The sequence below is a fragment of the Salinicola endophyticus genome, from assembly GCF_040536835.1.
Classification (GTDB): Bacteria; Pseudomonadota; Gammaproteobacteria; order Pseudomonadales; family Halomonadaceae; genus Salinicola; species Salinicola endophyticus_A.
Window position 1 is genome coordinate 96,974 of the sequence record NZ_CP159578.1, and the last position, 26,988, is coordinate 123,961.

Sequence of the window (26,988 nt, forward strand, 5' to 3'; positions counted from 1 at the left end):
GAGTTTCAGCCAGCGTGGTGCTTTTGCCTGGGTTCAGGTGCCGCGCCAGCGCTTGGCCACGCGCGCCAGGAATCGCGCCGCCGCGTCTTGCGGCCCGGCGCTTCCCGGCCCCAGCATTCCCGCTTTGAGAGTGTCGGCAGACCCATGATCGATCAGTTGTTCGAATTCATTGAAAATCATCCGCTGCTGGTCAGCGCCTTCCTGGTCGTGCTGCTCGCGTGGCTGGCGTTCGAGGCCAAGCGGGGCAGCGCTTCCGGCGTCTCCACCAGCGAAGCGACCACGCTGATCAACCGCGAAGATGGCGTCGTCATCGATATCCGCGACAGCGCCGAGTTCAAGGCCGGCCATATCGCCGGCGCCAAGAACGTGCCCCAGGCCCGCCTCAAGGAGCGCCTGGGCCAGTTGGAGAAGCACAAGGACCAGCCCGTGGTGGTGGTCTGCAAGCATGGCCAGAGCTCGGCGGCTGCGGTCACCGAGCTGAGCCAGGCGGGCTTCTCGCGGGTCTACAAGCTCAAGGGCGGCATGGCCCAGTGGCAGGCCGACAGCCTGCCGGTGGTCAAGCGCTGAGCCGACCCGATACGTGCCCGACCGCGGGCTACGCGCCAACCGCTCCGATCTAACCCAAAGGAAACGCACCATGGCGGAAGACAACAATCAGCAGGGCACGCAGGAACAGCAGCTCCAGTTCTCCCTGCAGCGCATCTACGTGAAGGATATCTCGTTCGAGGCCCCCAACTCCCCGCGCGTGTTCCAGCAGCCGTTCAAGCCCAAGGTCGGTCTCGATCTGGACACCACCAGCGAGTCGGTCGGCCAGGATCTCTACGAGGTCGTGGTCAAGGTGACGGCTCAGGTCTCCAACAACGAAGACGACGCCACCGCCTTTCTGGTCGAGGTCGAGCAGGCCGGCCTGTTCCGTATCGCGGGCCTCGACGGCGCGCAGCTCGACCATACCCTGGGCGCCTTCTGCCCCAATGTGCTCTTCCCCTACGCGCGGGAGTGCATCGATAGCCTGGTCGGACGCGGCAGCTTCCCGCCGCTGATGCTGGCGCCGGTCAACTTCGAGGCGATGTACGCCCAGAAGCAGCAGCGCGCCGCCCAGGCCAGCGACACCACGCAGTAAGCGCGCCATGGCCATGCCGCGCATTCATGTCGCCGCCGACTTCCGGGTCGGCGGCGACGTCGTTCTGCCCGAGGGCCCCGCGCGCCACGTGGCGCTGGTGCTGCGCCTGGGCGAGGGCGCGCCGCTGGTGCTCTTCGACGGTGCCGGGCTCGAAGCTCACGCCCGCCTGATCGAGGCCGGGCGCAAGCGCGTGGTCGCGCGCGTCGAGTCGCTCGAATCCGGGCGCGGCGAGTCACCGCTGGCGGTGCATCTGGGGCAGGCGATCTCCAAGGGCGACCGCATGGATTATGCGATCCAGAAAGCGGTGGAGCTGGGCGTGGCGGCGATCACCCCGCTCTACGTCGAGCGCGGCGATGTGCGTTTGAAGGGAGAGCGCGAGGCCAAGAAGCTCGCCCACTGGCAAGGCGTGGCGGTCAGTGCCTGCGAGCAGTGCGGGCGCGCCAGCGTGCCAAGGGTGCATCCGCCGCAGACGCTGGACGCCTGGCTCGCCGCGCGTGGCGAGCGCCTGCGTCTGGTGCTCCACCCCGCCACCGACGACAGCTGGCGTCAGGCCGAGGCGGTCGACAGCGCCGCACTGCTGATCGGCCCCGAAGGCGGCCTCACCGACGCCGAGGTCGCCGCCGCGCAGCACGCCGGCTTCCAGCCGCTCACCCTCGGCCCGCGCATCCTGCGCACCGAAACCGCCCCGGTAGTGGCATTGACGCTGCTGCAGCACTATTTCGGCGATCTCTAGGCGAGCTCGCCGCCCCCTAAAGCCAGCCCCTCTCGCTCAATGCGTGGCACGCTCGCGGCGGTAGTCGCGGGGTGCCACGCCCATCACCTTCTTGAACTGACGCGAGAAGTAGTAGGGGTCGTCGTAGCCCAGGTCGGCGGCAATCTGGCCCACGCCGAGCGGGGTGACATCGAGCAGGTAGCAGGCGCGGCTGATCTTGAAGTGCTGGAACGCCTGCATCGGCGTCTGCCCGGTCTGGCGCTTGTACTCGCGGATGAACTGGCAGCGCGAGAGCTCGCTGGTGGCCTCGACCAGCGTGGCGAGTTCCACCCGGCGGTCGAGGTGCGCCTGCAGCCAGGCGTTGACCCGGGCGACGTCCAGCGCCGCGTGGCGCGCCTCGCGCTGATGGCGCACCAGGGCGATGTAGGTCAGCAGCGCCTTGAGCTGATTGGCGGCGTGGATCAGCGGCAGCGTGCGAAAGCGTGTCACCACCGACAGCAGCAGCTCCCACTCGGCGACGATTCGCGGATGGTGGCCGATAGGGATACACACCTCGTCGTGGGAGTCGGCGATGGCATCGAAGTAGTCCGCCGCCGCCGTGCCGCCCAGGTGCACCCAGTAGATCGTCCACGGGTCACGCGGGTTGGCGCGGTAGCGATGCGCTCGCTGCGGGCGCAGCAGCAGCACGTCGCCGGCGCGCACCGGAAAGAGCTTACCCGCGCACTCCACCATGCCTGACCCCGCCTCGCAGTAGATCAGCAGATGATCGCGCGGGGCCGGCCGCCGCATCTGGTGGCCGGCGGCGTGGGGATAGAAGCCGACCCCATGGGGCAGACACTCACGGCACAGCGGGTGGGTCTCCAGCGTGGCGATCGCCACCTGCGGAATCACCACCCGGCGTCCGCTCAGCGGCAGCGGCCAGGGTGAGGTCTGGGCCGACAATGGTGGCAACGGTTGGCGCAACATTGTCCATCTCCCGGCAATTTCCGCCATCTTATGACCGCCAGGCGCGTGGTACACCTTAGCCATTGATCGAACGGCCCGGCTCGATACGGCTCGAGATCACCCTCGCAGATGGACCGCGCGGCGCCGCCGGTGGCATCCACGCCACGGCGCCCACCGGTGTCAGCTCGGTCTGCCGGCGCTTCAGGAGCGAACCATGACCCTAAGACTGCCCCAACTGATCGCGGGCGCATTCGCCCAGAGCGAGAGCGAACACTGGATAGCGGTTACCGACCCCGCCACGCAACAGGTACTGTGCGAGGCGCCAGCGGCGACCCCGAATGAGATCGAGCGCGCCGTGGCCTCGGCGCGGGCGGCCTTCGAGCGCTGGCGCGAGGTGCCGGTGAGCGAGCGAGCGCGCTTGATGATGCGCTACCAGGCGCTGCTCAAGGCCCATCAGGCGGAGATCGCCGCGGGGCTCTCGCGGGAGACCGGCAAGACCTTCGAGGATGCCAAGGGTGACGTGTGGCGCGGGATCGAGGTGGTCGAGCAGGCCGCCAACGTGCCGTCGCTGATGATGGGCGAGACGCTGGAGAACGTGGCCCGCGGCATCGATACCCACTCCTGGACCCAGCCGCTGGGGGTCTGCGCGGGGATCACCCCGTTCAACTTCCCGGCGATGATCCCGCTGTGGATGTTCCCGCTGGCGATCGCCTGCGGCAACGCCTTCGTGTTGAAGCCCTCGGAGCAGGACCCGATGACCCCCAACCGGCTGGCCGAGCTGTTTCTCGAAGCCGGCGCGCCGCCGGATCTGCTGCAGGTAATCCACGGTGGCCGCGAGCAGGTGGATGCGCTGCTCACGCACCCGCAGATCGCCGCGGTCTCGTTCGTCGGCTCGGTGGCGGTGGGCCAGCACGTCTACCGTACCGCTACCGACCACCTCAAGCGCGCCCAGTGTTTCGCCGGGGCCAAGAACCACATGGTGGTGATGCCGGACGCCGCCCCGACCCAGGTGGTCAACGCCCTGGTGGGGTCCGCCTGCGGTGCCGCCGGCCAGCGCTGCATGGCGATCAGCGTAGCGGTATTCGTCGGCAGCGCGCGCGAGTGCATCGAACCGCTCACCGCCGCCTTCGCCGAGCTGCGCCCCGGCGCCTGGGACGACCCCGATGCCGCTTACGGCCCGCAGATCAGCCCCCAGGCCAAGGCGCGGATTCTCGACCTGATCGCCCGCGGCAAGGCCGAAGGGGCGACCTGCCGGCTGGATGGCAGCGACTGCCAGGTGGATGGGCTGCCCGATGGCAACTGGGTGGGGCCGACGCTGTTCACCGAGGTCACTCCGCAGATGGCGATCTACCGCGAGGAAATCTTCGGCCCGGTGCTCTGCTGTGTCTGCGTCGACACCCTCGACGCGGCGATCGCGCTGGTCAACGCCAGCCCCTACGGCAACGGCACCTCGATCTTCACTGCCAGCGGGGCGGCGGCGCGGCGCTATCAGCAGCGGGTCGAGGTGGGCCAGGTGGGCATCAACGTGCCGATTCCGGTGCCGCTGCCGTTCTTCAGCTTCACCGGCTGGAAGGGCTCGTTCTACGGTGATCAGCACGCCTACGGCAAGCAGGCGGTGCGCTTCTACACCGAGACCAAGACGGTCACCAGCCGCTGGTTCGAGGAGGAGGCCGTGGCCGGGCCCAATCTCTCGATTCGGCTCGAGTGAGACGGCACGAGTCAGACACTGCTAGGGCTCATGCGATCGAATGGACCCTACCTCCTGGGAGAAGAGACGATGAACATCGCATTTTTCGGTGTCGGTAACATGGGCGGGCCGATGGCCGCCAACCTGGTCAAGGCGGGGCATACGGTGCGTGTCTTCGACCTGCTGCCGGCGCTGGTCGAGGCGGCGGTGGCCAGCGGCGCGAGCGCTGCCGCTACGCCGCGCGAGGCGGTCACCGGGGCCGAGGTGGTGATCAGCATGCTGCCCTCGGCGGCGGCGGCCCAGGGACTCTATCTGGGCGAAGGCGCCGCTGACGCCGGCCTGCTCGAGACGATCGACCCGGCGGCGCTGATCATCGACTGCTCCACCATCGACGCCGCGACCTCCCGCGCGCTGGCGGCGCGTGCCGGCGAGCTGGGGCGGGTCATGCTCGATGCCCCGGTCTCCGGCGGTGTGGGCGGGGCCCGCGCCGGCACCCTGACCTTCATCTGCGGCGGCCCGGCGGCGGCGGTCGAGCGCGCCCGGCCCGTGCTGGAGACGATGGGGCGCAACGTCTTCCATGCCGGCGACAGCGGCGCCGGGCAGACCGCCAAGATCTGCAACAACATGCTGCTGGGCATTCTCATGGCGGGCACCGCCGAGGCGTTGCAGCTTGGCGTCGACAACGGCCTCGATCCCGCCGTGCTGTCGGCGATCATGGCCGAGAGCTCCGGCAGCAACTGGGCACTCAAGGTCTACAACCCCTGGCCCGGCGTGATGCCCGAGGCGCCGGCCAGTCACGACTATCAGGGCGGCTTCGGGGTCACGCTGATGAACAAGGATCTGCGTCTGGCCCAGGAGGCCGCGCTCAGGAGCCACTCGACCACGCCGCTGGGGGCGCTGGCCAAGAGTCTCTATGGCTTTCACGCCGCCGCCGGTGGCGAGGGCCACGACTTCTCCAGCATTCAGCGCTTCTATGCGCGCGGGCATGAGTGATCGCCCTCGGCGAGAGAGCGCCATGGGTGACGACACGCAGACGCCCCGGCGCTTGGCCGGGGCGTTTGGGCTGTCTGCTCTGAGTGGCGTGCGCAGCGTGACGCGCCTATCGAGCGCCGCAATGATCTGACGCGGCGCTCTGGCTTTCAGGATGTCAGGACTTCGCCTGGATCGCCTGCTCGCGCGCCTTGCGCGCCTGCTCTTCGGCATAGGTGGGGAAGTCGACATAGCCGCGGGCATCGCCACCGTAGAAGGTATTCGGGTCGAAGTCGGCCAGCGGCCAGCCGTTCTGCATGCGCTCGACCAGATCCGGATTGGAGGTGTAGAGACGCCCGAACACCGGTAGGTCGATGGTGCCTTCGTCGACCAGTGTTTGTGCCTCGGCCTGATCCAGGTTGCCGGCGAGCAGCAGATTACCGTGGTAGACCTCGCGGAACCGGCGCAGATACTCGCGCGGCATCGGCGGCATGCCCTGGCCACCCTGATCGTGCAGGTGGACATAGGCCAGTCCGCGCTTGTCGAATTCACGGGCGAGATACAGATAGGTCTCACCGTTGTCGTCGTACTCCGGCATGTCGAACAGCGTGCCGAAGGGCGATAGCCGGACGCCGACCCGGTGGGCGCCGATCATCTTGCTCGCCTCGTCGACGGCCTCCAGCAGCAGGCGACAGCGATTCTCCCGCGAGCCGCCATAGGCGTCGTCGCGGTCGTTGACGTGGGGGTTGAGGAACTGCTCGAACAGATAGCCGTTGGCGCCATGCACCTCGACCCCGTCGAAGCCCGCCTCGCGGGCATTGACCGCCGCCTGGGCGAAATCGCGCACGATCTCGCGGACTTCAGCGGTCTCGAGCCGGCGCGGCTGGCTCGCCGCGAGCATGTCCGGGGTACCGGCCTCGTTGTAGCCGAAGGCCATACCACCCTGCTGCTCGCTGGGGCCGACCGGAGGCTGGCCGGCGATCTGGATCGAAGTATGCGAGACCCGGCCCACGTGCCAGATCTGCGCGAAGAAGACACCGCCGCGCTCGTGTACCGCACGGGTCGCCTTGGCCCAGCCTGCGATCTGGTCGGGGCCGAAGATACCGGGGTTGTAGAGATAGCCCTGCCCCTGGCGCGAAATCGGCGTGCCCTCGGAGATGATCAGGCCAGCGGAGGCGCGCTGGCGATAATAGAGTGCGCCCATTTCGTTGGGGATATCGTCCGGCGCGCGCGAGCGGGTCATCGGCGCCATGACGATGCGGTTATTGAGCCGTGTGCCGTTGAGATCGAACGGTTCGAACAGCGATGCCATATCGAGAACTCCTTTCCAGACTGGCGACGGAATTGGTTGCCGGTATCGGCAGGTCGACCAAAGTCTAGTTAACGATTAGCCGACCAACCAATGTCGCTGACTACCGTTGCGATAGGCGCTGACTATACGCTGGATCTCTACCCCGGTTGATATCCCTGATATTTCTCCCTGGTTGGATCAGAACAGCAGATAGACGACGCCGGCCAGCAGGAAGCCGACCATCGACTCCAGCGCCTGCTGCACGGTCCAGGTCATCAGCGTGGTCTTGACGTCCATCCCCAATAGCCGCCCCACCAGCCAGAAGCCGGAGTCGTTGACGTGGCCGGCGAACACCGAGCCGGCGGCGGTAGCGAGCGTGATCGCGACCACCTGCATGGCCGAGAAGTCGCCGCTGGCCACCGCCGGCGCCATCAGCCCGGCGGCAGTGACCAGCGCCACCGTGGCCGAGCCCTGGGCCAGGCGCATGACCACCGCGACCAGATAGGCGGCGACGATCACCGGCATGCCCAGGTCGCTCATCGAGTCGGACAGCGCACCGCCGATGCCGGAGGCCTGCAGCACGCCGCCGAACATGCCGCCGGCGCCGGTGATCAGGATCACCGAGCAGATCGGCCCCAGTGAGGAGTCGACGATCTTCTCCAGCGCGCTACCGCCCTCGCCGCGGCGGCTGCCCAGCACGTAGATCGCCACCAGCACCGAGATCAGCAGCGCGATCGGCGTCTCGCCCAGCGAGGAGAGAAACTGGAACCAGGTGGCGTCGCTGTCGGCCACGCCGGCGGCGCGGGCGAAATCGAGCCCGGTGTTGAGAAAGATCAGCGCCAGCGGCAGCAGCAGCAGCGCGATGACCGTGCCCACGCTGGGCGGGTTCTCGATGGTGTCGTTGTCCTGTCCGCCGAACAGGCTGACCTCGAGCTTGAAGTCGAAGCGGCTGGCGGCGAAACGCCCCCACAGGTAACCCGAGAGGTACCACATCGGGAAGGCGATCAGGATACCCACCAGCAGCACCAGGCCCAGGTTGGCACCGTAGAGCTCGGTGGCGGTGACCGGGCCGGGGTGGGGCGGCACGAACACGTGCATCACCGAAAACGCCGCCGCCGCCGGCAGCGCATAGAGCAGCACCGGGCCACCGAGGCGCTTGGCCACCGCGAATATGATCGGCAGCATCACGATCAGCCCAGCATCGAAGAAGATCGGGAAGCCCATGATCAGCGACGCGATACCCAGTGCGAACGGTGCGCGCGACTCGCCGAACAGCGACACCATGCGTTCGGCCAGCACCTGGGCACCGCCGGAGTGCTCCACCAGCTTGCCGAGCATGGCGCCGAAGCCGACCAGCAGCGCCACCGAACCCAGCGTGCCGGCGAAGCTGTCGGTCATGGTATCGACGATGGCGCCGGCGGGGATGCCGGTGGCAAAGGCGGTCAGCAGGCTGACCAGCACCAGGGTGGGGAAAGCGTGCAGATGAAAGCGAATGATCAGAACCAGCAGCAGGGCGATCGCGGCGGCGGCGATGCCGAGCAGCGGCCCGGCCGACAGAGTTTGCGTCCAGCCGTCCATGGGAGAGACCTCTAGTAGGGAAACCTGACCTATCAAAGTGGCATGAAGTGGGCGACGACGACAGTCGACGATGGTCTTTATGTCAGATGTTTGATGGTCAATGTCGGACAAGGCAGGCTGGGGACTGGAGAGGGGGAGACGCGAGGGGTGTGTTACCGATTTGAACAATCGGTCACCGCGACCAACACTGAGGGTCCGACTCCTCGGATGGACACCACGACATGTACCGTCGCCTCTTTTATCTTCTCGTTCCCGTGACGCTGGCGCTGATCATCGCCGTCGGCGTGGTCTGGCACCCCTGGCTGTGGCTGCTGCTGCTGTGGGTGCCACTGGCGCTGATTGGCTGGCGCGATCTGAATTCCACCGCCAACGTGCTCTACAACTACCCGCTGATCGGTCACCTGCGCTACATGCTCGAGTTCGTACGCCCGGAGCTGCGCCAGTACTTTTTCGAGTCCGAGACCAGCGGGCGGCCCTTCTCCCGTGAGCAGCGCAACCTGATCAACGCCCGCGCCGATGGCACCGGCGACACCTCGCCGTTCGGCACCATCCGTGACGTCGATGCGGCCGGCTACAACTTCTCCTTCCACTCGATGGCGCCGCGCAAAGTGCCCGACGAGCAGCGCTTCATCACCATCGGCGGCCCCCAGTGCACGCGCCCCTATCGCTCGTCGCGCCTCAATATCTCGGCGATGAGCTTCGGCTCGCTCTCGGGCAACGCCATCGAAGCGATGAACCTGGGGGCCAAGCAGGGTGGCTTTGCTCACGACACCGGTGAAGGGGCGATCAGCCCCTATCACGAGAAGCACGGCGGCGATCTGATCTGGGAGCTGGGCACCGCCTACTTCGGCTGCCGCCACAAGAATGGCCGCTTCGACGCCGAGACCTTTCGCGACAAGGCGCGCCGCGATCAGGTCAAGATGGTCGAGATCAAGATCTCCCAGGGGGCCAAGCCCTCTCACGGCGGGCTGCTGCCGGGGGCCAAGGTCAATCAGGAGATCGCCAGCACGCGCCAGATCGAGGCCGGCCAGGATTGCGCCTCGCCCCCCGCGCATCCGGAGTTCTCCAACCCGCGCGAACTGATGGCGTTCGTCGCCCGGCTGCGCGAGCTCTGCGACGGCAAGCCGGTGGGCATCAAGCTGTGTCTCGGCGTGCGCCACGAGTTCCTGGGTATCTGCAAGGCGATGATCGAGACCGGCACCCTGGTCGACTTCATCGTCATCGATGGCGCCGAGGGCGGCACCGGTGCGGCGCCGCAGGAGTTCTCGGACCGCCTCGGCGTGTTCATCGACGAGGCGCTGCCGTTCGTCGACAACGCCCTGCGCGGTGCCGGGCTGCGCGACAAGATCCGCCTGGTCGCCAGCGGCAAGGTCGCCCTGGGCTACGACATGGTGGTCAAGACCGCGCTCGGCGCCGACATGTGCAACGCCGCGCGGCCATTCATGTTCGCGGTCGGCTGTATCCAGGCCCGGCGCTGCCACACCAACAAGTGCCCCACGGGCGTGGCCACCCAGGACCCCAAGCGGGCACGCGCGATCAACGTGCCGGAGAAGGCCGAGCGGGTGGCGCGTTATCACCGCGCGACCCTGGATGGCTTCGCCGCGATCACCGGCGCCATGGGGCTCGAGCGTTTCGATGCGCTGGCCCCGGACCATATCCGCCATCGCAGCAGCTACGCGCCGGCGCGCGGCTACGCGGCGTTCGAGCTGCCGCGGCTGAACGACGGCCAGCTGCTGGGTGACGATATTCCCGCGGCGTGGCAGGCCGACTGGCGCGCCGCCGCCGTCGATCACTTCTGAGCCGGCGCCGGGGGCAGACCCCGGCGCGTGGATCAGGGCGCGCGTAGCGGGGCGCGAAGATCCGCGCTCGGTGGAACTCTGCTCATGGCTTAGGCTCTAGGCTCTGTACGAAAACTACCTGCGCTCGGCAATACGGTGTTAAAAATCGGCTCAAATGCTCATTTACACCCCGTAAACTCCGCGTTTTCGCCGATTTTTGCCTTGTCTTGCCTTTGCTCGCTGACTTTTCGTACAAACCCTAGGGTTCGATGCCCACGACGACAAACAGGAGACGCGCGATGCGCCGCTTCCCCGGATTTCCCTATCTTGCCGAGACGCCCGATGCCGCGGGCGCAGGGGCCGACCTCGACGTGACCGCCGAGGCCGACGCGCACCGCTGGCTGGAGGCGATCGACGACCCGGCGGCACTGGCCTGGGTCGAGGCGCACAACCGCGAGACCCTCGATGCCCTGGGCGGGCCCGAGCTCGATACCCTGACCACCGAGCTGCGCGAGATCCTCGATGCCGACGACCGCATCCCCTTCGTGGTCAAGCGCGGTGAGCACTACTACAACTTCTGGCAGGATGCCGACCACCCGCGCGGGGTATGGCGGCGGACCCACTGGGCCGACTACTGCCAGGCCAGGCCGGCGTGGGAAGTGCTGATCGATGTCGACGCGCTCAACACCGCCGAGGGCGAGAGCTGGGTGTGGCACGGCGCGCACTGCCTCGAGCCCGAGGACCCGGCGGGCACCTGGGAGCGGGCGCTGGTCTCACTCTCTCCGGGTGGCACCGATGCCGACGTGACGCGCGAGTTCGATCTCGTCAACAAGCGCTGGGTCGAGGAGGGCTTCCAGCGGCCCGCGGCCAAGGGCGGGATGAGCTGGATCGACCGCGATACGGTCTATGTCTATACCGATTTCGGTGCCGATGCCGCGGGGCAGAGCGCGCTCACCAGCTCGGGCTATCCGCGCTGCGTCAAGCGCTGGCGGCGGGGGCAGCCGCTGGCTGCGGCGGAGACGCTGTTCGAGGCGGCGGAGAGTGATCTGATGGCGGTGGCCTTTCGCGATCGCACCCGCGGCTTCGAGCGCGACTTCATCCACCACGCCCTGGCGTTCTACGAGCAGCGCTTGATCGAACGGCTACCCGATGGCACCCAACTGCCGCTCGACCTGCCGCTCTCGGCCCAGGCCAGCGTGCACCGCGAGTGGCTGCTGGTGCTGCTGCGCGACGACTGGATGCCAGAGACGACCCGATACCCCAGCGGGGCGCTGCTGGCGATCGACTACGCCGCGTTCAAGGCCGGCGCCCGCGACTTCCGCGTGCTGTTCACGCCGGATGCCCGGCGCTCGCTGGAAGGGTTCGAGTGGACCCGCCACTACCTGGTGCTGGATATCCTCGAAGACGTCAAACACCGCTTCGTGCGCCTCGAACCACGCGCCGAGGGCGAATGGTCGAGCTTTGCCCTCGACGCTCTGCCAGCCACCGGTGAGGTCGGCCTCTCGGCGGTGGACGACGAGGCCAGCGACGAGGTCTTCGTCGTGGTCACCGACTATCTGACCCCGACCACGCTATCGCGCCTCGACCTGGCCCAGGCCGAGACCGCGTCCGCGGCGCCCACGCCGGTCAAGCAGGCGCCGGCTTTCTTCGAGGCCAGCGGCATGCGGGTCGAGCAGCGCTTCGCCACCAGCACCGACGGCACCCGCGTACCCTATTTCCTCGTGCTGCCGGCGGGCGCTGACGACGTTTCACGTGAAACAGCGCTGCCCACGCTGCTCTACGGCTATGGCGGTTTCGAGATATCGCTCACGCCGCACTACGCGCCCGACGTGGGGCGCTGCTGGCTCTCCCGGGGTGGCGCCTACGCGGTGGCCAACATCCGCGGTGGCGGCGAGTACGGCCCGCGCTGGCACCGTGCCGCGCTCAAGGCGGATCGTCACAAGGCGTTCGAGGATTTCGCCGCGGTGGCTGCGGACCTGGTCGCCAGCGGCGTGACCACGCCGCGCCGGCTGGGTATTCAGGGCGGCTCCAACGGCGGCCTGCTGGTGGGCAACATGATCACCCGCTACCCGGATCACTTCGCCGCTGCGGTCTGTGAAGTCCCGCTGCTCGACATGCGCCGCTACCACCAGCTGCTCGCCGGCGCCTCTTGGATGGCCGAGTACGGCGATCCGGACAGCGACGACTGGGAACGCTTCCTGAAGGACTACTCGCCCTACCATAACCTGCACGGTGGCGTGGACTACCCGGCGGTGCTGTTCACCACCTCGACCCGTGATGACCGCGTGCACCCCGGGCACGCGCGCAAGATGATGGCGAAGATGGAAGCGATGAACGCAGGCGACGTCCACTACTACGAGAACACCGAAGGCGGCCACGGCGGCGCCGCCGACAACGCCCAGCGCGCCCGGCTCGGTGCGCTGGCGTGGCGTTTTCTGTGGCAAAGACTGGGCGGCCGTTAGAGCCGCCCGAGAGGGGAGCGAGAGGGAAACGAGAGAGGAGCGAGCAAAAGGCAAAGGCGGCTGGGGCGCCGAGTCAGGTCGGCGAACCCACGCCGTTGCGCCTTTCTCTCCTGAGCCCGACGGTATACAGCGCATAGGCGCACAGTCCGGTGGCCGGCGCCGAGAAGGCGGCCAGGTCGGGTAGCTGCATCACCACCATGCCCACCAGGGTGGCGCCGAACCAGGCGCACAGGCCGTGCATGTCGTAGGCGCGGGAAAGGCGCTCAGGCGCCATGGCACTATCCTCGCTACCGGGCGGGTGGGCCTGGATATAGGCCAGCGCCACGCCGACCCAGGCGACCACGAACACGCCCTGGTAGGCCAGTGCCTTGAGAATGTAGCCGAACACGTCGGCCATCATCAGCAGATAGGCGAGCACGCCGATAATGCAACCAGCAACGACTTTGGAGAGCTTGGTGCCGGTGAGCTTGTACACCAGCGCCTCGAAATTGATCGTCGCCAGATAGTAGTTGGCAGTGTTGATACGGCTCTGGGTGACCCAGACCAGCAGCAGTCCGCCGACACCCATCAGGTCGAGCAGCCCCAGCACCACCGAGACTTCCGACAGCCCTTCCACCGGGATCATGGCGTCGAGCAGAATGCCGACTAGACCGCTGAACAGAAAGGTCATCAGGTAGAACGGCACGCCGAAGGTCACCCGGGCGTGGAAAGTGGCATCTTCGCGGCGGCCGAAGCGGGCATAGTCGAAGGTGAACATCATCAGCACCCAGACGCCCATGTAGTAGGCGAAGGTCTGGGCCCAGCCCCAGGCCGGGGCGCCACCCGCGGGAACCCGGGTCAGCCAGCCCGTGGGATAGCCGAACTTGGCCATTGCCATGCCCACGGCGATCAGCATGCCGATGACGTAGACCGGCAGCAGCACGCCGTTGAACTTGTCGAGCCAGTGCTGGACGCTGCCGAAGATCAGCGACACGCCGATGATTGCAACGATCGCCGTGCAGACGGCCATGCTCAGGCCATTGCTCCACTGACTTAGCACCAGGGCCATGACATAGCCTTCGAACACCGCATAGTAGAGCGCGGTGGCGAAGAAGATCAGGCTCGCCAGCAGCGCGCCCGCCTGGCCGAACAGACGGCGCGAGAATAGCCCCACGGTGAGCCCGGTGCGCATCGCGTAGCGGCTGATCACGGCGTTGATCAGGCCGTAGGCGATCACGGTGAGCACGATGCCGATCAGAGCGTTTACGGTGCCGTAGCTGCGCGCCATCGCTGCCGCCACCACCATATAGAAGATCGCGCTGCACACTGCCCACCAGGCCATCATCAGATTGGCCTTGGGCATGCGCCCGCTGTCGGGTACCGGGCGTTCGGAAAAGTCTAGGTCGGCGCCTGTCTGCGCCTGGGGAGCGTTAGCCATGATGGGGATACCTTTTGTTGTGCTTGTTTTATGCAGGAGTCGGGGAGCACCGGGCGGTGCGCTGTCATGGCGGTGGTTTTAGCCCTCCTTGACGGGGCCCGACGCGGAGGTCGGGCCATGGGAATATGGTGCTCACGGTATCTGCCGCAGCGCCGCCAGGGTGTCCTGGTATTCGCGCCTTGCCGCCAGTGCCTGTTCGAGATCGACCGCCTCGAAGCGCACCGACTGGTGTGGCTGAATCTGGCCGACCCAATCCATGTCGGCGCTGATCACCGTGCCGATCATGGCGTAGCCGCCACCGGAGACGGCATCCCGGTGCAGGATGATCGGCTCGCTGCCACTGGGTACCTGGATCGACCCGATCGGGTAGCAAGCGTCGACGATGTTCGACGGATCGTTGCCGGCGCCGAACGGTGGCTCGCGCTCCAGGAACGACAGCGTCGAGCCACCCTTGAGGCGATAGCCGACCCGGTCCGCTTCCGAGGCCACCGTCCAGGTCTCGGCATAGAATCTTTCCTGGCTGTGCGCTTCCAGGCGGTGGGCGTAGATGCCCGGCACCACGCGTAGCCGATACGCCTTGGCAAAGCGCGGTATCAAGGGCTCGGGTAGTGCCCGCCCCACGCGTGCAGGGGCTGCCGGGGTGAGGGTGGTCAACTGGTCGCCGGCTTGCAGTGGCCGCCCGCCGAGTCCGCCGAGCCCACCCAGGGCGTAGGTGCTGCGGCTGCCGAGCGCTTCCGGGACATCGATACCGCCCGCCACCGCCAGATAGGCGCGTGCCCCCGCGCGCACGAAATCGAAGCTCAGGGTCGCCCCGGCCGGCACCTCGAAGACGGTGTTCAGCGGCTGCGGCCGAGCGTCCACCTTGGGCGACATCTCGGCGCCGCAAACGGCCACGCAGCAGGCGTGCTCGAAGCGCAGTTCCGGCCCCAGCAGGGCGCACTCGAGCACTGCCGCCCCTTCCGGGTTGCCGAGCAGCAGATTGGCCGCGCGCAGCGCGCGCTGATCCATGCCCCCGGAGGGCGGGATACCCAGGTGGTAGTAGCCCTGGCGTCCCAGATCCTGGATCGAGGTGGCGAGTCCGGGTTTGATCACGTCAATGCGCATGCAGCACCTCCTTCACTTGCTCAGCGACGGCGTCCGGGTCCCGGGAGAACGCATCGAGGTCGAAATCGAACGGCGCCACGCGTGGCTGGAAGCGGCCCGCCTTCGCGTCCGCATCGAGACGGTCATAGGTGGCGCGGTCGATGGCGCGGTGCAGGACGATATCGCCCGGGCGGAAGAAGATCATCGAGTCGTCGATGTGCGGCTGCTGCCCGCTGGGATCGTAGATCGGCATCGGCGTGATCCCGAACATCTGATACCCGCCGGCCCCGCGCACCGAATAGATGCAGCTGAAGCAGCCCCCGTAGCCCACCGTCTGCTTGGGGGTATCGGTGCGCGGGCGCAGATACTTGGGCACCTGAAGCTGACGCTCGCGCGGCACCATCTGGTACATGAACGGCAGTCCGGCGACGAACCCCACCATGGAGACGAACCAAGGGTTGCCGCTGTGCGCGGCGATGAAGGCCTCGGCGTCGGGCAGGCCATTGATCTGCGCGGCGTAATCGAGATCCGTGCCACTGGGGTCCTGATGCCGATCCCGAAAGCGCATCAGGGTCTCGCGCGTCCACGGGTCGTCGTAGAGGACCGGCACCTCGACCACCCGGGTCGTCAGCGTGTTGCGCTGGCGGGCGGCGACCTCGGCATCGAGTGTTTCGAGGGTATCGATCAGCGTCTGCGCCGAGATCCGGTCGGGGTCGTAGCGCACCTGATAGGAGGCATTGGCCGGGCAGATCTCGATCAGGCCGGGCAGCGCCAGTTCGCGCAGGCGCTGGGTAATGGAGAGGGCGCGAAAGAACGCTTCCAGCGTCATCTCTTCGCTGACCTCCACGAACAGATACTCATCGGCGGCCAGGCTATAGCGCGCCGCCGGGGGGGATGAGGCGGTCATAGTGCGGTCTCCTGAGCGGCAGGGGCAGAGGAAGAGGCAGGGGGCAACGGCGTGTCGGCGAGCCAGCGCTCCAGGAAGCCGATATCGAACTCGGCCGCGCGCAGCGCCGGTGTCTCGAGCAGCCGCTGGTGCAGTGAGGCGGTGGTGGTGAAGCCTTCGAGCACGAACTCGTTCAGGGCCCGAGCGGCCCGCGCCAGGGCGGCCGCGCGACTGTCGTCCCAGACCACCAGCTTGGCCACCAGCGAGTCGTAGAACGGCGGCATGCGATACCCCTCGAACAGCGCGCTGTCGATGCGGATACCGGGCCCCGTGGGCCAGATGAGGCGTGCCACCGTGCCCGGCGAGGGGAAGAAGTCGCGGGCCGGGTCTTCGGCATTGATGCGCATCTCCACGGCCCAGCCACGGCGCTGGATCTGGGACTGCGCGAAGCGCAGGCGCTCGCCGCTGGCTACGTGCAGCATTTCACGCACCAGGTCGATACCGGTCACCGCCTCGGTGATCGGGTGCTCGACCTGGATACGGGTGTTCATCTCGATGAAGAAGAACTCCCCGCTGCGACTATCGAACAGATACTCCAGCGTGCCGGCGCCGACATAGCCCACGTGTTCGGCCAGGCGCACGGCGGAGTGGCACAGTGCCTCGCGCGCCGCCTCGTCGAGTGCCGGCGACGGGCACTCCTCGAACAGCTTCTGGCGGCGACGCTGCAGCGAGCACTCGCGCTCGAACAGGTGCACCACGCGCTCGCCGTCGCCGAGCACCTGGACTTCGATGTGCCGGGCGCGCTCGATGAAGCGCTCGAGATAGACCCGGTCATCGCCGAAGGCCGCGCGCGCTTCGGCCTGGGCAGCCTGCAACTGGCGGTCGAATTCGTCGGCGTTCTCGACCACGCGAATGCCGCGGCCACCGCCGCCGGCAGCAGCCTTGATCAGCAGCGGGAAGCCGATCTCCGCCGCCATCGCTGCGGCACGTGCCGGCTCGCTCACCGCGCCCGGTGAACCGGGGACCACCGGCACCCCGGCATCGACCGCAGTCTGGCGTGCCATGGCCTTGTCGCCCATGCGCTCGATGATGGCGGCATCGGGGCCCACGAAGACCATACCGGCTTCGACCACGGCACGGGCGAAAGCGGCGTTCTCGGAGAGGAAGCCGTAGCCGGGGTGAACGGCGTCGGCGCCGCACTCGCGCGCGGCCTGGAGGATCGCGGCGGCGTTCAGATAGCTCTTGGTCGCCTGGGCCGGGCCGATGCTCACGCCCGCATCGGCCTGACGCACCGCCAGGGAGTCGGCATCGGCCTCGCTGTGCGCGACGACGCTCTCGATACCCAGTTCGCGCGCGGCGCGCACGATACGCAGGGCGATTTCGCCGCGATTGGCGATCAGCAGTCGTTTGATCATGGCGCGGTCTCCAGGATTGCCAGCGGCTGCCCGGCCTCGACCACGGCTTCATCCTCGACCTCGATCGAGACGAGGGTGCCCGCGGCCTCGGCTTTCAGTTCGCAGAACTGCTTCATCACCTCGATCAGCCCGATCACCGTATCCGCCTCGACCCGCTGCCCCGGTTCCACGAAGGGCGCTTGATCCGGGGCCGGGCGACGATAGAACACGCCGGGAAAAGGGGCCTGAATCGTGTGTTGGGACGGTTGTTGGGACATAGGGGTATCTCCTGCCTGATTGTGATTGTGTCGAGATCTCTCATCCGTTGGCGTCGCGGGAGCGGCACGCTCCCCGAGGGCGTCAGGTCGTGCGGATCGTGAATCCGGCCTGGGTCAGCGCCTCGCGGGCGGCGGTGGCCAGGTCCAGGGCACCGGGGGTATCGCTGTGAAAGCAGATCGATTGGAAACTGACCGCCACGCGGCGCCCGGTCACGCTCTCCACCACCCCGTCGCGACAGGCGGTGAGCACCTTGTGCGCCACGCGTTCAGGGTCGAGTGCATCGCTGCCGCGCACCAGGATGATGCTGCCCTGATCGTCGTAGTCGCGGTCGGCGTAGAACTCGTGGACCCGCGGCAGGGCCGCGTCCGCAGCGGCGCGATCCAGCGCCGAGCCGGCCAGACAGTAGATCGGCAGGCCGGGGGCGCTGGCCGCCAGGGCCCGGGTCAGCGCGGCGGCAAAGGGCTCATCGCGCGCGGCATGCATGTAGAGCGCCCCGTGCAGTTTGAGATGATGCAACCCGATACCGTCACGACTGGCCAGTTCGCGTAGCGCGCCCAACTGGTAGAGCACGTCGTTCACCAGCTCCTCGGCGCTGGCATCGATATGCCGGCGGCCGAAGCCGACCAGATCGCGGAAGCCGGGATGGGCGCCCACCGCCACGCCCTGGCGTGTCGCCTCGCGCAGGGTCCGCGCCATCGTCGAGGGGTCGCCGGCGTGGAAGCCGGTGGCGATGTTGGCGCTACTGATCAGCGCCAGCAGATGGCGATCGATGTCGTTGTCGATCCGCCAGGCGCCGAAGCCTTCGCCCATGTCTGCGTTGAGGTCGATCGTGGTCAAGGTAGGGCCTCCGGTTAGCGTCATGCCCCATTTACAACCCGGTGCCGAAGCGGGTGGAATTATTAATTCTTGTTTTGTACTTTCAAAAAATCCGATAGCCGAGTGCTGCCATGTCCCGTGATCCCTCCCTGCGCAAGCTACGCTACTTCCAGGCGGTGGCCGAAAGCGGCACGGTCACCCAGGCTGCGATCGACCTCAACGTCTCGCAGTCCTCGATCACCACCGGGGTGCGTGAAATCGAGGAGCAGCTCGGCGTGGCGCTGTTCCAGCGCACCTCACAAGGCATGCAGCTGACGCACCAGGGCAGCCGCTTTCTCAACCAGGTGCGGCATGTATTTCAGGCCGTCGACGAGGCGTTCGAGGGCAGGCAGGAGAACCCCACGAGCGTGAGCGGCAGGCTCGACCTGGCGATGAGCTATACCGTTGCCGGCTACTTTTTGCCGCCGCTGCTGGCGCGCTTTCAGCGCCGCTACCCTGGCGTGGAACTGTGTCTGCACGAAGTGCCGCGGCCCGCCATTCTGCAGGGGCTGCAGAGCGGGGCCTACGATCTGGGTATCGTGCTGACGTCCAACGTCGATCACAGCTCCCGGGTCGAGCGGCTGCCGCTTTTGCATTCGCGCCGCCGGCTGTGGGTCAGCAGCCACCATCCGCTACTCGCGCGTGAGCGCGTCGGCCTGCGCGATCTGGTCGACGAGCCCTACATCATGCTGACGGTGGATGAAGCCGATCAGACTGCGCTGCGCTACTGGGCCCCCACGGGGCTCTCGCCCGACGTGCGTTTTCGCACCTCCTCGGTGGAGGCGGTCCGCAGCATGGTCGCCAACGGCACCGGCATCAGTATCCTGTCGGACATGGTCTACCGGCCCTGGTCGCTGGAGGGCCGGCGGATCGTGCACATCGATCTCGACGATCCCATTCCCACCATGGAGATCGGGCTGGCCTGGGGGCGCGAGGCGCCTCTCTCGGCGACGGCGCGGGCTTTTCACGACCTGGCCCAGGCCACGGTGCACGAGTAAGCGCACCGGCTCGTCTCCCGAGCCGCGTCTTGGTGCTGCGCGTGGCGCTCGGGCATACTGAGCGCCACGCTTCTCCCGCCCGCTCGGCCGGCGGGACACACCGACACGGAAGACCTCACCAATGAGTCAGAACACCGTCAAGCTGGGCGTGGTGATGGATCCCATCGCCGATATCGCCTACAAGAAGGACACCACCCTGGCACTGCTGTGGGCGGCCAAGGCCAAGGGCTGGTCGCTTTACTATCTCGAGCAGGAGGATCTCTACCTCTACGAGGGGCGCGCCATGGGCAGCGTGCGCACGCTCGACGTGCACCGCGACCCGGACCACTGGTTCGATCTCGGCGAGCGCGAGGCGATGCCGCTGGGTGAGCTCGACGTGATCCTGATGCGCAAGGACCCGCCGGTGGACGGGCACTTCCTTAACGCCGTTCACCTGCTGGCGTTCGCCGAGCGCGAGGGTACCCTGGTGGTCAACCCGACCCGGGCGCTGTTCGAGTGCAACGAGAAGCTGTTCGCCCAGCAGTTCACCCAGTGCATCCCGCCCAGCGTGGTCTCCGCCAATGCGGCGGTACTGCGCGCCTTCCAGGCCGAGCATGGCGATACCATCTTCAAGCCGCTCGATGGCATGGGCGGCACCGGGATCTTTCATATCGGCCCCGAGGGGCGCAACCTCGGCGCGGTGATCGAGCAGCTCACCGAGCGCGGCCAGCGCCAGATCATGGCCCAGCGCTATCTGCCGGAGATCAAGGAGGGCGACACCCGCATTCTGCTGGTCGATGGCGAGCCGGTGCCCTACGGCCTGGCGCGCATTCCCAGCGCCGGCGAGACCCGCGGCAACCTGGCCGCCGGCGGGCGCGGTGTCTCCCGTGAGCTGACCGAGCGCGACTACTGGCTGGTGGAGCAGGTCAAGCCGGCGATCCGCGAGCGCGGCCTGCTGTTCGTCGGGCTCGACGTGATCGGCGATTACATCACCGAGATCAACGTCACCAGCCCGACCTGCGTGCGCGAGATCGACGACCAGCGCGGTACCGACATTCCCGGGCTGCTGATGGCCGCGATCGAGACGCGTCTGGCTTGATTCCGCCGCGACACGACCCCATCTCGGCGTGTCCTGTCACGCTGCGCGCCAGTGAATGGCGCGCGACGCCCGGTGGCGCTGCGACTTCCGTCGCCCCGACGACAACGCCGGGATACGCGGGTGTTACACTGCAAGCTGACCTCAGGCGTGCCGGCAGGCCGGCGGCGCGCTGCGATTTCGACGGAGTCTCATGCAAAGCCTGAAACACTACTTCCTGATGGCGATGCCGCACCTGGAAGATCCCAATTTCGCCGGCACCCTGACCTATCTGTGCGACCACGACGACGATGGCACCCTCGGGGTGATCGTCAACCGGCCCTCCGAGCTCACCCTGCAGGGGCTGTTCGAGCAGCTCGACATCGAGTCCGAGCCGGGGCCGCACAACGAGATCCTGGTCTACGACGGTGGCCCGACCTATCGCGACCGCGGGTTCATCCTGCACCGCGGTAGCGCCGCTGAGTGGGACTCCAGCATCCAGGTGGCCGAGGACATCGCCCTGACGACCTCGATGGACATGCTCCAGGCGATCGCCCAGCGGCGCGGCCCGGAGCACTTTCTGGTCACCCTGGGCTGCGCCGGCTGGAAGGCTGGGCAGCTCGAGGACGAGCTCAAGCAGAACACCTGGCTGACGGTCGAGGGTGACGGCGACATCCTGTTCCGCCAGCCCCCGGAGCAGCGCCTGGCGGCCGCCGCCGGGCGGCTCGGGGTCGACCTCAACCTGATGACCCGCGACGCCGGGCACGCCTGATGGCAAGCCTCGGCGGCGGCGCTGGCGATAAGTTGGGCCAGCGTCTGGTGATGGCTTTCGACTACGGCACCCGGCGGATCGGTGTGGCGGTGGGCAACGAGATGCTGGGCTCGGCCAGCGGGCTCGATCCGCTGCCGGCGCGGGACGGCATTCCCGACTGGGCGCAGATCGAACGGTTGCTGGCGGAGTGGCAGCCGGACCTGCTGGTGGTGGGGCTGCCGATCCACGACGACGGCAGCGAGTCGGAGATGAGCGTGCGCGCGCGCAAGTTCGGCAATCGCCTGCACGGGCGCTTCGGCAAGCCGATCGAGATGTTCGACGAGCGCGGCACCACCCAGGCGGCCAAGCAGATCGCCGCGCAGGGCGGCCACCGTGGCAACTACCGTGACCGCGGCGTCGACGGTATCGCCGCGCAGCTGATTCTGGAGAACTGGTTCACCCGCGAAGGCTGAACCCGTTTGCGGTCACACGGCTGCTCAAGGGTCGAGCTTCAGCTCCGTCTTCGGTCGGCGAAAGCCACGGGTCAGCCACACCGCCAGCTCCACCCTGGCGGTAGCCATCTGTGATCGGGGCTGAACAGCAGCCACGCGATGGCGACGAGTCCTGTCGCCGCGCAGACATTCATACCGTGTTTCCTTAGACTGCGGCTGGGATCCATATTCCGCATCAAGGGAGACACGACATGAAAACGCGCCACCTTCTGATTGCCTCCATGTTTTGCATGACGACCGCCCCGGTCTGGGCCGGCGACATCGAGCCTGGCCAGTGGAAGACGACCACCACCCTCCAGGGCGACAAGCTACCGCCGGGCATGCCGCGCGAGAGAACCGATACCGAGTGTTTCACCGCCGAAGAGGCCCGGGACCTGGAAGCGGCCGTGCGCCAGAACTTCACCAGTGAAGGGTGTGAGGTCGTGCAGACATCCCGGGACGGCGACACCATCAGCTACCATTTCAGTTGCCAGGGGCAGGGCGGTGCTATGGAGGCCAAGGGCTCGACGACCATCGAGGACTCGCGCCACATGAACTCCAACATGACTTCCAGCTATGTTGGCAGTGATACCGAGTTGGTCATGGCCTCCGAGGGTGAATGGGTCGGCGAGACCTGCCAGGAGTGACGCCCGCGCCGGCCCATTGCCATGACGCGATGGCGCCGGCTCACGCCTTGCCAAGTTCCATGCCCGCACGCCCGCCCTGCTCGGCGCACCGCTTTTCACAAGGCTCTGATGACCCGCGTCGAGCACACCGCCGTTGCCGCCGAACCGGCTGAGGGGCGTACACCGGAGAATGCCCCGAACTGCTGCGGCGCTTGCCGGTGGACAAGCGCGGCGAGGTGATCTCGATCTCCGCCTGCGATCATTAGGTTCGCGTGGTGACGACCTGACGAGGACCTGCTGCAGGCATACTCGGCGTCGGCGGTGTTTCCGTTCACAGCGTGCGGTCGTCGACGCCGAAGGTCTCCGGCACGAACCAGCGCACCTCGCGCAGGTCGCGGGTGATTTCCTCTTCCACCTTGAGCAGATGGGCGAAGATCGCCATGCGCATGGGGATGCCGTTGTCGGTCTGACGGAAGATCGCCAGGCGCGGGTCACCGTTGAGGTCGACATCGAGGTCGTTGGCGCCGGGGCGGCTGTCCCGCGGCAGGGGGTGCATGACCACGGTGGTGGGAGAGCAGCGGCGGTCGAGGAAGCCGCGATTGACGACGAAATCGGCGGTCAGCTCGGTGAAGCTCTCGGTCATCTCCGCGGTGAAGCGCTCGCGCTGGATGCGCGTGGCGTAGATCACGTCGACATCGGCGAAGTCCTCGGCCAGGCTCGGCCGGGTCTCGATACGGTGGCCGCGGGAGGCCACCAGGTCGATCAGGTGCTGCGGCATCTCCAGCCCCGGCGGCGACACCAGGGTGATGCGCAGGGGATCGTAGAGCGACAGCAGCTTGATCAGCGAGTGCACCGTGCGCCCGTACTTGAGGTCCCCGGTCAGCAGCAGATGCGCCCCCGCCAGCGGCTTGCCCAGCCGCGCGAACTCCTTGCTGATGGTATAGACGTCGAGCAGCGCCTGGCTGGGGTGCTCGCCGGGGCCGTCGCCGCCGTTGATCACCGGCACCCGGGTCGCCTCGGCGAACTCCGCCACCGAGCCCTGCTCCGGGTGACGCATGACGATGGCATCGACGTAGCCGCCCATCACCCGGCTGGTGTCGTAGAGCGACTCGCCCTTGGCCATCGACGAGAAGGTGAAGCCGGTGGTGTCGCAGACGCTTCCGCCGAGGCGGCAGAAGGCGGCGTTGAAGCTGATTCGCGTGCGCGTGCTGGCCTCGAAGAACAGATTGCCGAGCACCGCCCCCTCCAGTACCCGCGTCACCTGGCGCCGCTGGGCGATCGGTTCCATGCGCTCGGCGAGGCGTATCAGATGATCCACGGCGTCGCGGTTGAGAGAGTCGACGGAGAGCAGGTGCGGGGACATGGCGGACCTCACTGGCGGGTGGCGGTATCGGGGCCGGTCTGGCCGGGCGATAGTGTAGCGCCGAGGCTCGCCGGGATCATCCGTCCCGCGATCAGCCGTCGCTCGTCGCGATCCGCGCCTCGCGCCTCAGGCCGGCGGTTCGCTGGGGGTCTTGCCGCCGAGTCTGGCGGTGATCTCGCGGGCGGTATCGGCGACCAGCGCGGCCAGCTCGGGCAGGCGCGAGTCGTCGATCCGCGCCACCGGGCCGGAGACCGAAATCGCCGCCAGCGGCAGGCCGCTCTCGTCGTGCAGGGTGGCGGCGACGCAGTTGAGACCGATGGCGTGCTCCTCGCGGTCGACCGCATAGCCCTGACGCCGGATCGTCTCCAGCTGGGCGCGTAGCGTGGGCAGATCGGTGAGGGTATTGGGGGTCTCGCCCTCGAGGACGCGCCCGCCCATGATGCGCTCGAACTCCGGCTCGGGCATCCACGCCAGCAATGCCTTGCCCACGCCGGAGGCGTGCAGCGGCGCGCGCGAGCCCAGGCGGGTGATCATGCGCATCATCTGCTGCGACTCGCTCTGGGCCAGATAGACCACCATGCCGTCGTCACGAATGCCCAGGTTGGCGGTCTCGCCGCTGAGCGCGGTGAGCCGACGCAGGAAGGGGCGCGCGGTGGCGACGAAATCGCGCGCCTCGAGGAAGCTGTTGCCGATACGGAAGGTCTTGACGTCGATCCGCCACAGCCCGTTGGTGCCATCCTGGGTGATGAAGCCCTGCTGGTGCAGCGCCTGCAGCAGCCGGTGGGCGGTGGAGGGGGCCAGGCCGACGGCGTCGGCGGCCTCCGAGAGCGCCAGCCCGTTGGGCGCGGCGGCCAGCACTTCGAGGATGGTCAGACCGCGCACCAGCGACTGGCTATGGCCACCGCTGCTCTTGCCACCACTCTTGCCACCACCGGCAGGGCGTCCGACCGCTCGGCGCTTCTCGCCGGCCCGCTGCGCTGCTGTCTCGGGCGGCTGCTGAGTCGTGTCCGCTGCCCGTTGCTGGTTGGTGTCGCTGGCCCGCTGCCGCTTTCGTTCCGTCACCCGCTGCCGCTCTCGTGGTTGAGATTCGTGATTGAGACCCTTGGCTGAGTCCGACGCGCGCCATGCGGGCGGCGCCGAGCATTGTTCAGGATAACCCGAGCGACAGTAGGCTGTCCTTTCTGTCTGCTTCAGCGGCTGTCTTTGCGAGCGGCTGGTCGCAGCACTGGCGGGCGTCAGGCGCAGGTAGCGCGCGCCTCCAGGCGCAGCAGGGCGATCCGGTGGATCTGGGCGATGGCGGTGTGGCGTTCGGCCTCCGGCGTCTGTTCCAGGCGCTGTTCGAAGGCGTCGAGAATGGCGTGGCGGTCGAGGCCGCGTACGGCGATCACGAAGGGGAAGCCGAAGCGCTCGCGGTAGGCGGCATTGAGCTGCTCGAAGCGGGCGAACTCCTCCGGGGTGCACTGGTCGAGCCCGGCACCGGCCTGTTCGCGGCGCGAATCTGCGGTCAGGGTCGCAGCCACGGCGGCCTTGGCGGCCAGGTCCGGGTGGGCGCGGATCAGCGCGAGCTGGGCTTCGGGGGAGGCGGCGTCGACCGGTTCGCGCAGCCGCGCGGCGAGCCCGGCTGGGGTATCGTGGCGGCTATCGAGGCCGCTGTCCCAGGCGGCGGCGGCGATCCACGCCGAGTGTTCGTAGATATCACCGTAGCTGGCGACGAATGCCTCGCGCGTGAGCTGGCTGGGGCGTGGGTGCAGATGATCCGACATCGGGGCCGTCCCTTGAATCTGGTATATGAAGCGCTTTGAATAGAGTCACCACCCATGAGGCTGATCCATGGGGCTGATCCATGTGGCTGGCTCTAAGCTACCGCCAAGCGCTCGTGTCGATCCAGCCTTTCCCGGCGGCGGGCTGTCGACGCGCGCTGGTGCCCCTTTATCCGCTTTCGATCGCGAGGCGTGCATGAGCGATACCGACTCTGGTTACCTGACTACCCACGTGCTGGATACCGCCCGCGGTTGCCCGGCCGCGGATCTGCGCATCGAGCTCTATCGCCTCGACGGCGAACGCCGCACCCGGCTGGTGACGCTCCATACCAATGCCGATGGGCGTGGCGACGAACCGCTGCTGGCCGGCGCCGAGTTCCGCGCCGGCTGCTACGAGCTGATTTTTCACGCCGGCGACTATCTCGCCGCCAGCGGCGCTCCGGGGGGCTTTCTCGATCTCATCCCGATCCGCTTCACGATCGATGCCCCCGGCGAGCATTACCACGTGCCGCTGCTGCTGTCGCCGTTCGGCTACTCGACCTACCGCGGCAGCTGATCTGCCGCGGCGTGGGCAGCCCACCGCCCGGCCAATACAATTGCAGGGATGCACTCAAGGAGTCTGACAGCATGGGGAAACGCGCCGATGGCACCACGGCGGCGAGCCAGCCGCCTGCGGCCAAGCCTGCGCGTCGTCGCGGGGCGGGCAAGGCCGGCGACGGTGCCGAGCGGCACCAGGAGATCTATCGGCGTATCCGCGAGGCGATCGTCGAACATCGGCTCAAGCCTGGGGCGCGCCTGCGCGAGGACGCCCTGGCCGAGGTCTTCGGCGTCAGCCGCACCGGCATCCGCAAGATCCTGCAGCGTCTGGCGTTGGAGCATCTGGTCACGCTGACCCCGCGCCGCGGCGCCAGCGTCGCCCGGCCGAGCATCGAGGAGGCGCGCGATGTCTTCGCCGCACGCCAGCTGGTGGAGTGTCAGCTGATGCCATGGGCCGCCCGGCGGCTGACGCCGACAGACGTCGAGACGTTGCGCGAGCTGGCGACGAGCGAGCGTCGTGCGCTGCGCGCCGGTGAGCAGAGCCAGGCGATCCAGCTCTCGGCGCGCTTCCATCAGCGTCTCGCCGAGCTGGCCGGCAACGTCCCGCTGGCGGAGTTCGTCGAGCGGCTCTGCTCGCGTTCGTCGCTGATCCTGGCAGTCTACGGCGGTCGTGGTCATCTGGGCTGTGAATCCCATGACCACGACGAGCTGGTGACGCTGCTCGAGAGCGGTCGTGGCGAGCGCGCGGTGGCCTTCATGCAGCGCCATCTCAAGGCGATCGAGGCCTCGCTCTCCATTCATGACGAAGCGGATGAGACGCCGGATCTCTACACGATATTTTCGTCCTGAAAGGTGGCCCGCCGAGGCCTCGTCAACACCAAAACCCCCGCCGATGGCGGGGGTTTTTTGTGGCAGGGGAAAGGTGGTGGGGGAACGTGGCAGGGCCGCACTC

At 67.6% G+C, this 26,988-nt stretch carries 26 protein-coding genes; 14 read left to right on the forward strand and 12 right to left on the reverse strand.

Annotation, left to right across the window (positions count from 1 at the left end; translation table 11 throughout):
• Positions 1–144: 144 nt before the first annotated feature.
• The 3 genes from ABV408_RS00415 (at position 145) to ABV408_RS00425 (ending at position 1,853) form a co-directional block, all read left to right on the forward strand.
• Entirely contained in the window at positions 145–567 is a 423-nt protein-coding gene (locus ABV408_RS00415) for a rhodanese-like domain-containing protein (protein WP_035469780.1), read from the forward strand.
• A 70-nt stretch (positions 568–637) separates the two neighbouring features.
• Positions 638–1,120 carry a protein-export chaperone SecB gene (secB, locus tag ABV408_RS00420; protein WP_035469782.1) on the forward strand — a complete coding sequence of 161 codons (483 nt, stop codon included), beginning with the start codon at positions 638–640 and terminating at the stop codon, positions 1,118–1,120.
• A 7-nt stretch (positions 1,121–1,127) separates the two neighbouring features.
• On the forward strand, positions 1,128–1,853 hold the full coding sequence (locus tag ABV408_RS00425) for a 16S rRNA (uracil(1498)-N(3))-methyltransferase (protein ID WP_353980585.1): 726 nt from the start codon (positions 1,128–1,130) through the stop codon (positions 1,851–1,853).
• Between the two features lie 36 nt (positions 1,854–1,889).
• Here the strand turns inward: ABV408_RS00425 and ABV408_RS00430 are convergent, their stop codons facing one another.
• Positions 1,890–2,798, reverse strand: coding sequence for an AraC family transcriptional regulator (locus tag ABV408_RS00430; protein WP_353980586.1), 909 nt, complete (start codon positions 2,796–2,798; stop codon positions 1,890–1,892).
• A 193-nt stretch (positions 2,799–2,991) separates the two neighbouring features.
• Between ABV408_RS00430 and ABV408_RS00435 the strand changes: the two genes are divergently transcribed.
• Positions 2,992–4,485, forward strand: coding sequence for a CoA-acylating methylmalonate-semialdehyde dehydrogenase (locus tag ABV408_RS00435; RefSeq protein ID WP_353980587.1), 1,494 nt, complete (start codon positions 2,992–2,994; stop codon positions 4,483–4,485).
• A gap of 69 nt (positions 4,486–4,554) precedes the next feature.
• Positions 4,555–5,457, forward strand: a complete 903-nt coding sequence (gene mmsB, locus ABV408_RS00440) for a 3-hydroxyisobutyrate dehydrogenase (RefSeq protein ID WP_353980589.1) — start codon at positions 4,555–4,557, stop codon at positions 5,455–5,457.
• A 154-nt stretch (positions 5,458–5,611) separates the two neighbouring features.
• Here mmsB and ABV408_RS00445 read toward each other — a convergent pair whose 3' ends face one another.
• A complete protein-coding gene (locus ABV408_RS00445) occupies positions 5,612–6,745 on the reverse strand; it encodes an alkene reductase (protein WP_353980590.1) in 1,134 nt (377 codons plus the stop codon).
• A 177-nt stretch (positions 6,746–6,922) separates the two neighbouring features.
• Positions 6,923–8,302 carry a GntP family permease gene (locus tag ABV408_RS00450; protein ID WP_207036446.1) on the reverse strand — a complete coding sequence of 460 codons (1,380 nt, stop codon included), beginning with the start codon at positions 8,300–8,302 and terminating at the stop codon, positions 6,923–6,925.
• 221 nt (positions 8,303–8,523) lie between these two features.
• Here ABV408_RS00450 and ABV408_RS00455 point away from each other — a divergent pair, with 221 nt between their 5' ends.
• On the forward strand, positions 8,524–10,101 hold the full coding sequence (locus ABV408_RS00455; RefSeq protein ID WP_353980591.1) for an FMN-binding glutamate synthase family protein: 1,578 nt from the start codon (positions 8,524–8,526) through the stop codon (positions 10,099–10,101).
• 278 nt (positions 10,102–10,379) lie between these two features.
• The gene (locus ABV408_RS00460) at positions 10,380–12,542 is read left to right on the forward strand and encodes a prolyl oligopeptidase family serine peptidase (protein ID WP_353980593.1); all 2,163 of its coding nucleotides are present in this window, start codon (positions 10,380–10,382) and stop codon (positions 12,540–12,542) included.
• A gap of 73 nt (positions 12,543–12,615) precedes the next feature.
• Here the strand turns inward: ABV408_RS00460 and ABV408_RS00465 are convergent, their stop codons facing one another.
• From ABV408_RS00465 to ABV408_RS00490, 6 genes are all read right to left on the reverse strand, one after another.
• On the reverse strand, positions 12,616–13,959 hold the full coding sequence (locus ABV408_RS00465; RefSeq protein WP_353980594.1) for a cytosine permease: 1,344 nt from the start codon (positions 13,957–13,959) through the stop codon (positions 12,616–12,618).
• Positions 13,960–14,091: 132 nt separating this feature from the next.
• Positions 14,092–15,063, reverse strand: coding sequence for a biotin-dependent carboxyltransferase family protein (locus ABV408_RS00470; RefSeq protein WP_353980595.1), 972 nt, complete (start codon positions 15,061–15,063; stop codon positions 14,092–14,094).
• Entirely contained in the window at positions 15,053–15,949 is an 897-nt protein-coding gene (locus ABV408_RS00475; protein ID WP_353980596.1) for a carboxyltransferase domain-containing protein, read from the reverse strand. The genes ABV408_RS00470 and ABV408_RS00475 overlap by 11 nt, the downstream gene beginning before the upstream one ends.
• Positions 15,946–17,343 (reverse strand): acetyl-CoA carboxylase biotin carboxylase subunit, encoded by a 1,398-nt coding sequence (locus ABV408_RS00480; RefSeq protein ID WP_353980597.1) that lies wholly within the window; start codon positions 17,341–17,343, stop codon positions 15,946–15,948. Before ABV408_RS00480 ends, ABV408_RS00475 begins: the two co-directional genes overlap by 4 nt.
• A complete protein-coding gene (locus tag ABV408_RS00485) occupies positions 17,340–17,600 on the reverse strand; it encodes an acetyl-CoA carboxylase (RefSeq protein ID WP_353980598.1) in 261 nt (86 codons plus the stop codon). The genes ABV408_RS00480 and ABV408_RS00485 overlap by 4 nt, the downstream gene beginning before the upstream one ends.
• 82 nt (positions 17,601–17,682) lie before the next feature.
• Positions 17,683–18,438, reverse strand: a complete 756-nt coding sequence (locus ABV408_RS00490) for a 5-oxoprolinase subunit PxpA (protein WP_353980599.1) — start codon at positions 18,436–18,438, stop codon at positions 17,683–17,685.
• A 110-nt stretch (positions 18,439–18,548) separates the two neighbouring features.
• Here ABV408_RS00490 and ABV408_RS00495 point away from each other — a divergent pair, with 110 nt between their 5' ends.
• From ABV408_RS00495 to ABV408_RS00515, 5 genes are all read left to right on the forward strand, one after another.
• Positions 18,549–19,454 carry a LysR family transcriptional regulator gene (locus ABV408_RS00495; protein WP_353980600.1) on the forward strand — a complete coding sequence of 302 codons (906 nt, stop codon included), beginning with the start codon at positions 18,549–18,551 and terminating at the stop codon, positions 19,452–19,454.
• A 121-nt stretch (positions 19,455–19,575) separates the two neighbouring features.
• Positions 19,576–20,532, forward strand: a complete 957-nt coding sequence (gene gshB, locus ABV408_RS00500; protein WP_353980601.1) for a glutathione synthase — start codon at positions 19,576–19,578, stop codon at positions 20,530–20,532.
• Between the two features lie 190 nt (positions 20,533–20,722).
• On the forward strand, positions 20,723–21,280 hold the full coding sequence (locus ABV408_RS00505) for a YqgE/AlgH family protein (protein WP_353980602.1): 558 nt from the start codon (positions 20,723–20,725) through the stop codon (positions 21,278–21,280).
• Positions 21,280–21,732, forward strand: a complete 453-nt coding sequence (ruvX, locus tag ABV408_RS00510) for a Holliday junction resolvase RuvX (protein ID WP_353980603.1) — start codon at positions 21,280–21,282, stop codon at positions 21,730–21,732. Before ABV408_RS00505 ends, ruvX begins: the two co-directional genes overlap by 1 nt.
• Positions 21,733–21,962: 230 nt before the next feature.
• Positions 21,963–22,397, forward strand: a complete 435-nt coding sequence (locus ABV408_RS00515) for a DUF3617 domain-containing protein (protein ID WP_353980604.1) — start codon at positions 21,963–21,965, stop codon at positions 22,395–22,397.
• Between the two features lie 310 nt (positions 22,398–22,707).
• Here ABV408_RS00515 and pyrB read toward each other — a convergent pair whose 3' ends face one another.
• From pyrB to uraD, 3 genes are all read right to left on the reverse strand, one after another.
• On the reverse strand, positions 22,708–23,739 hold the full coding sequence (pyrB, locus tag ABV408_RS00520) for an aspartate carbamoyltransferase (RefSeq protein WP_353980606.1): 1,032 nt from the start codon (positions 23,737–23,739) through the stop codon (positions 22,708–22,710).
• Between the two features lie 126 nt (positions 23,740–23,865).
• On the reverse strand, positions 23,866–24,801 hold the full coding sequence (locus tag ABV408_RS00525; RefSeq protein WP_353980607.1) for an IclR family transcriptional regulator: 936 nt from the start codon (positions 24,799–24,801) through the stop codon (positions 23,866–23,868).
• 173 nt (positions 24,802–24,974) lie between these two features.
• Positions 24,975–25,502 carry a 2-oxo-4-hydroxy-4-carboxy-5-ureidoimidazoline decarboxylase gene (gene uraD, locus ABV408_RS00530; RefSeq protein WP_353980608.1) on the reverse strand — a complete coding sequence of 176 codons (528 nt, stop codon included), beginning with the start codon at positions 25,500–25,502 and terminating at the stop codon, positions 24,975–24,977.
• A 193-nt stretch (positions 25,503–25,695) separates the two neighbouring features.
• On the opposite strand from uraD, the gene uraH reads away from it, so the two are divergent.
• Together uraH and ABV408_RS00540 are read left to right on the forward strand one after the other, a co-directional pair.
• Positions 25,696–26,055, forward strand: a complete 360-nt coding sequence (gene uraH, locus ABV408_RS00535; protein ID WP_353980609.1) for a hydroxyisourate hydrolase — start codon at positions 25,696–25,698, stop codon at positions 26,053–26,055.
• 71 nt (positions 26,056–26,126) lie between these two features.
• The gene (locus ABV408_RS00540; protein ID WP_353980610.1) at positions 26,127–26,885 is read left to right on the forward strand and encodes a GntR family transcriptional regulator; all 759 of its coding nucleotides are present in this window, start codon (positions 26,127–26,129) and stop codon (positions 26,883–26,885) included.
• Positions 26,886–26,988: the final 103 nt, after the last annotated feature.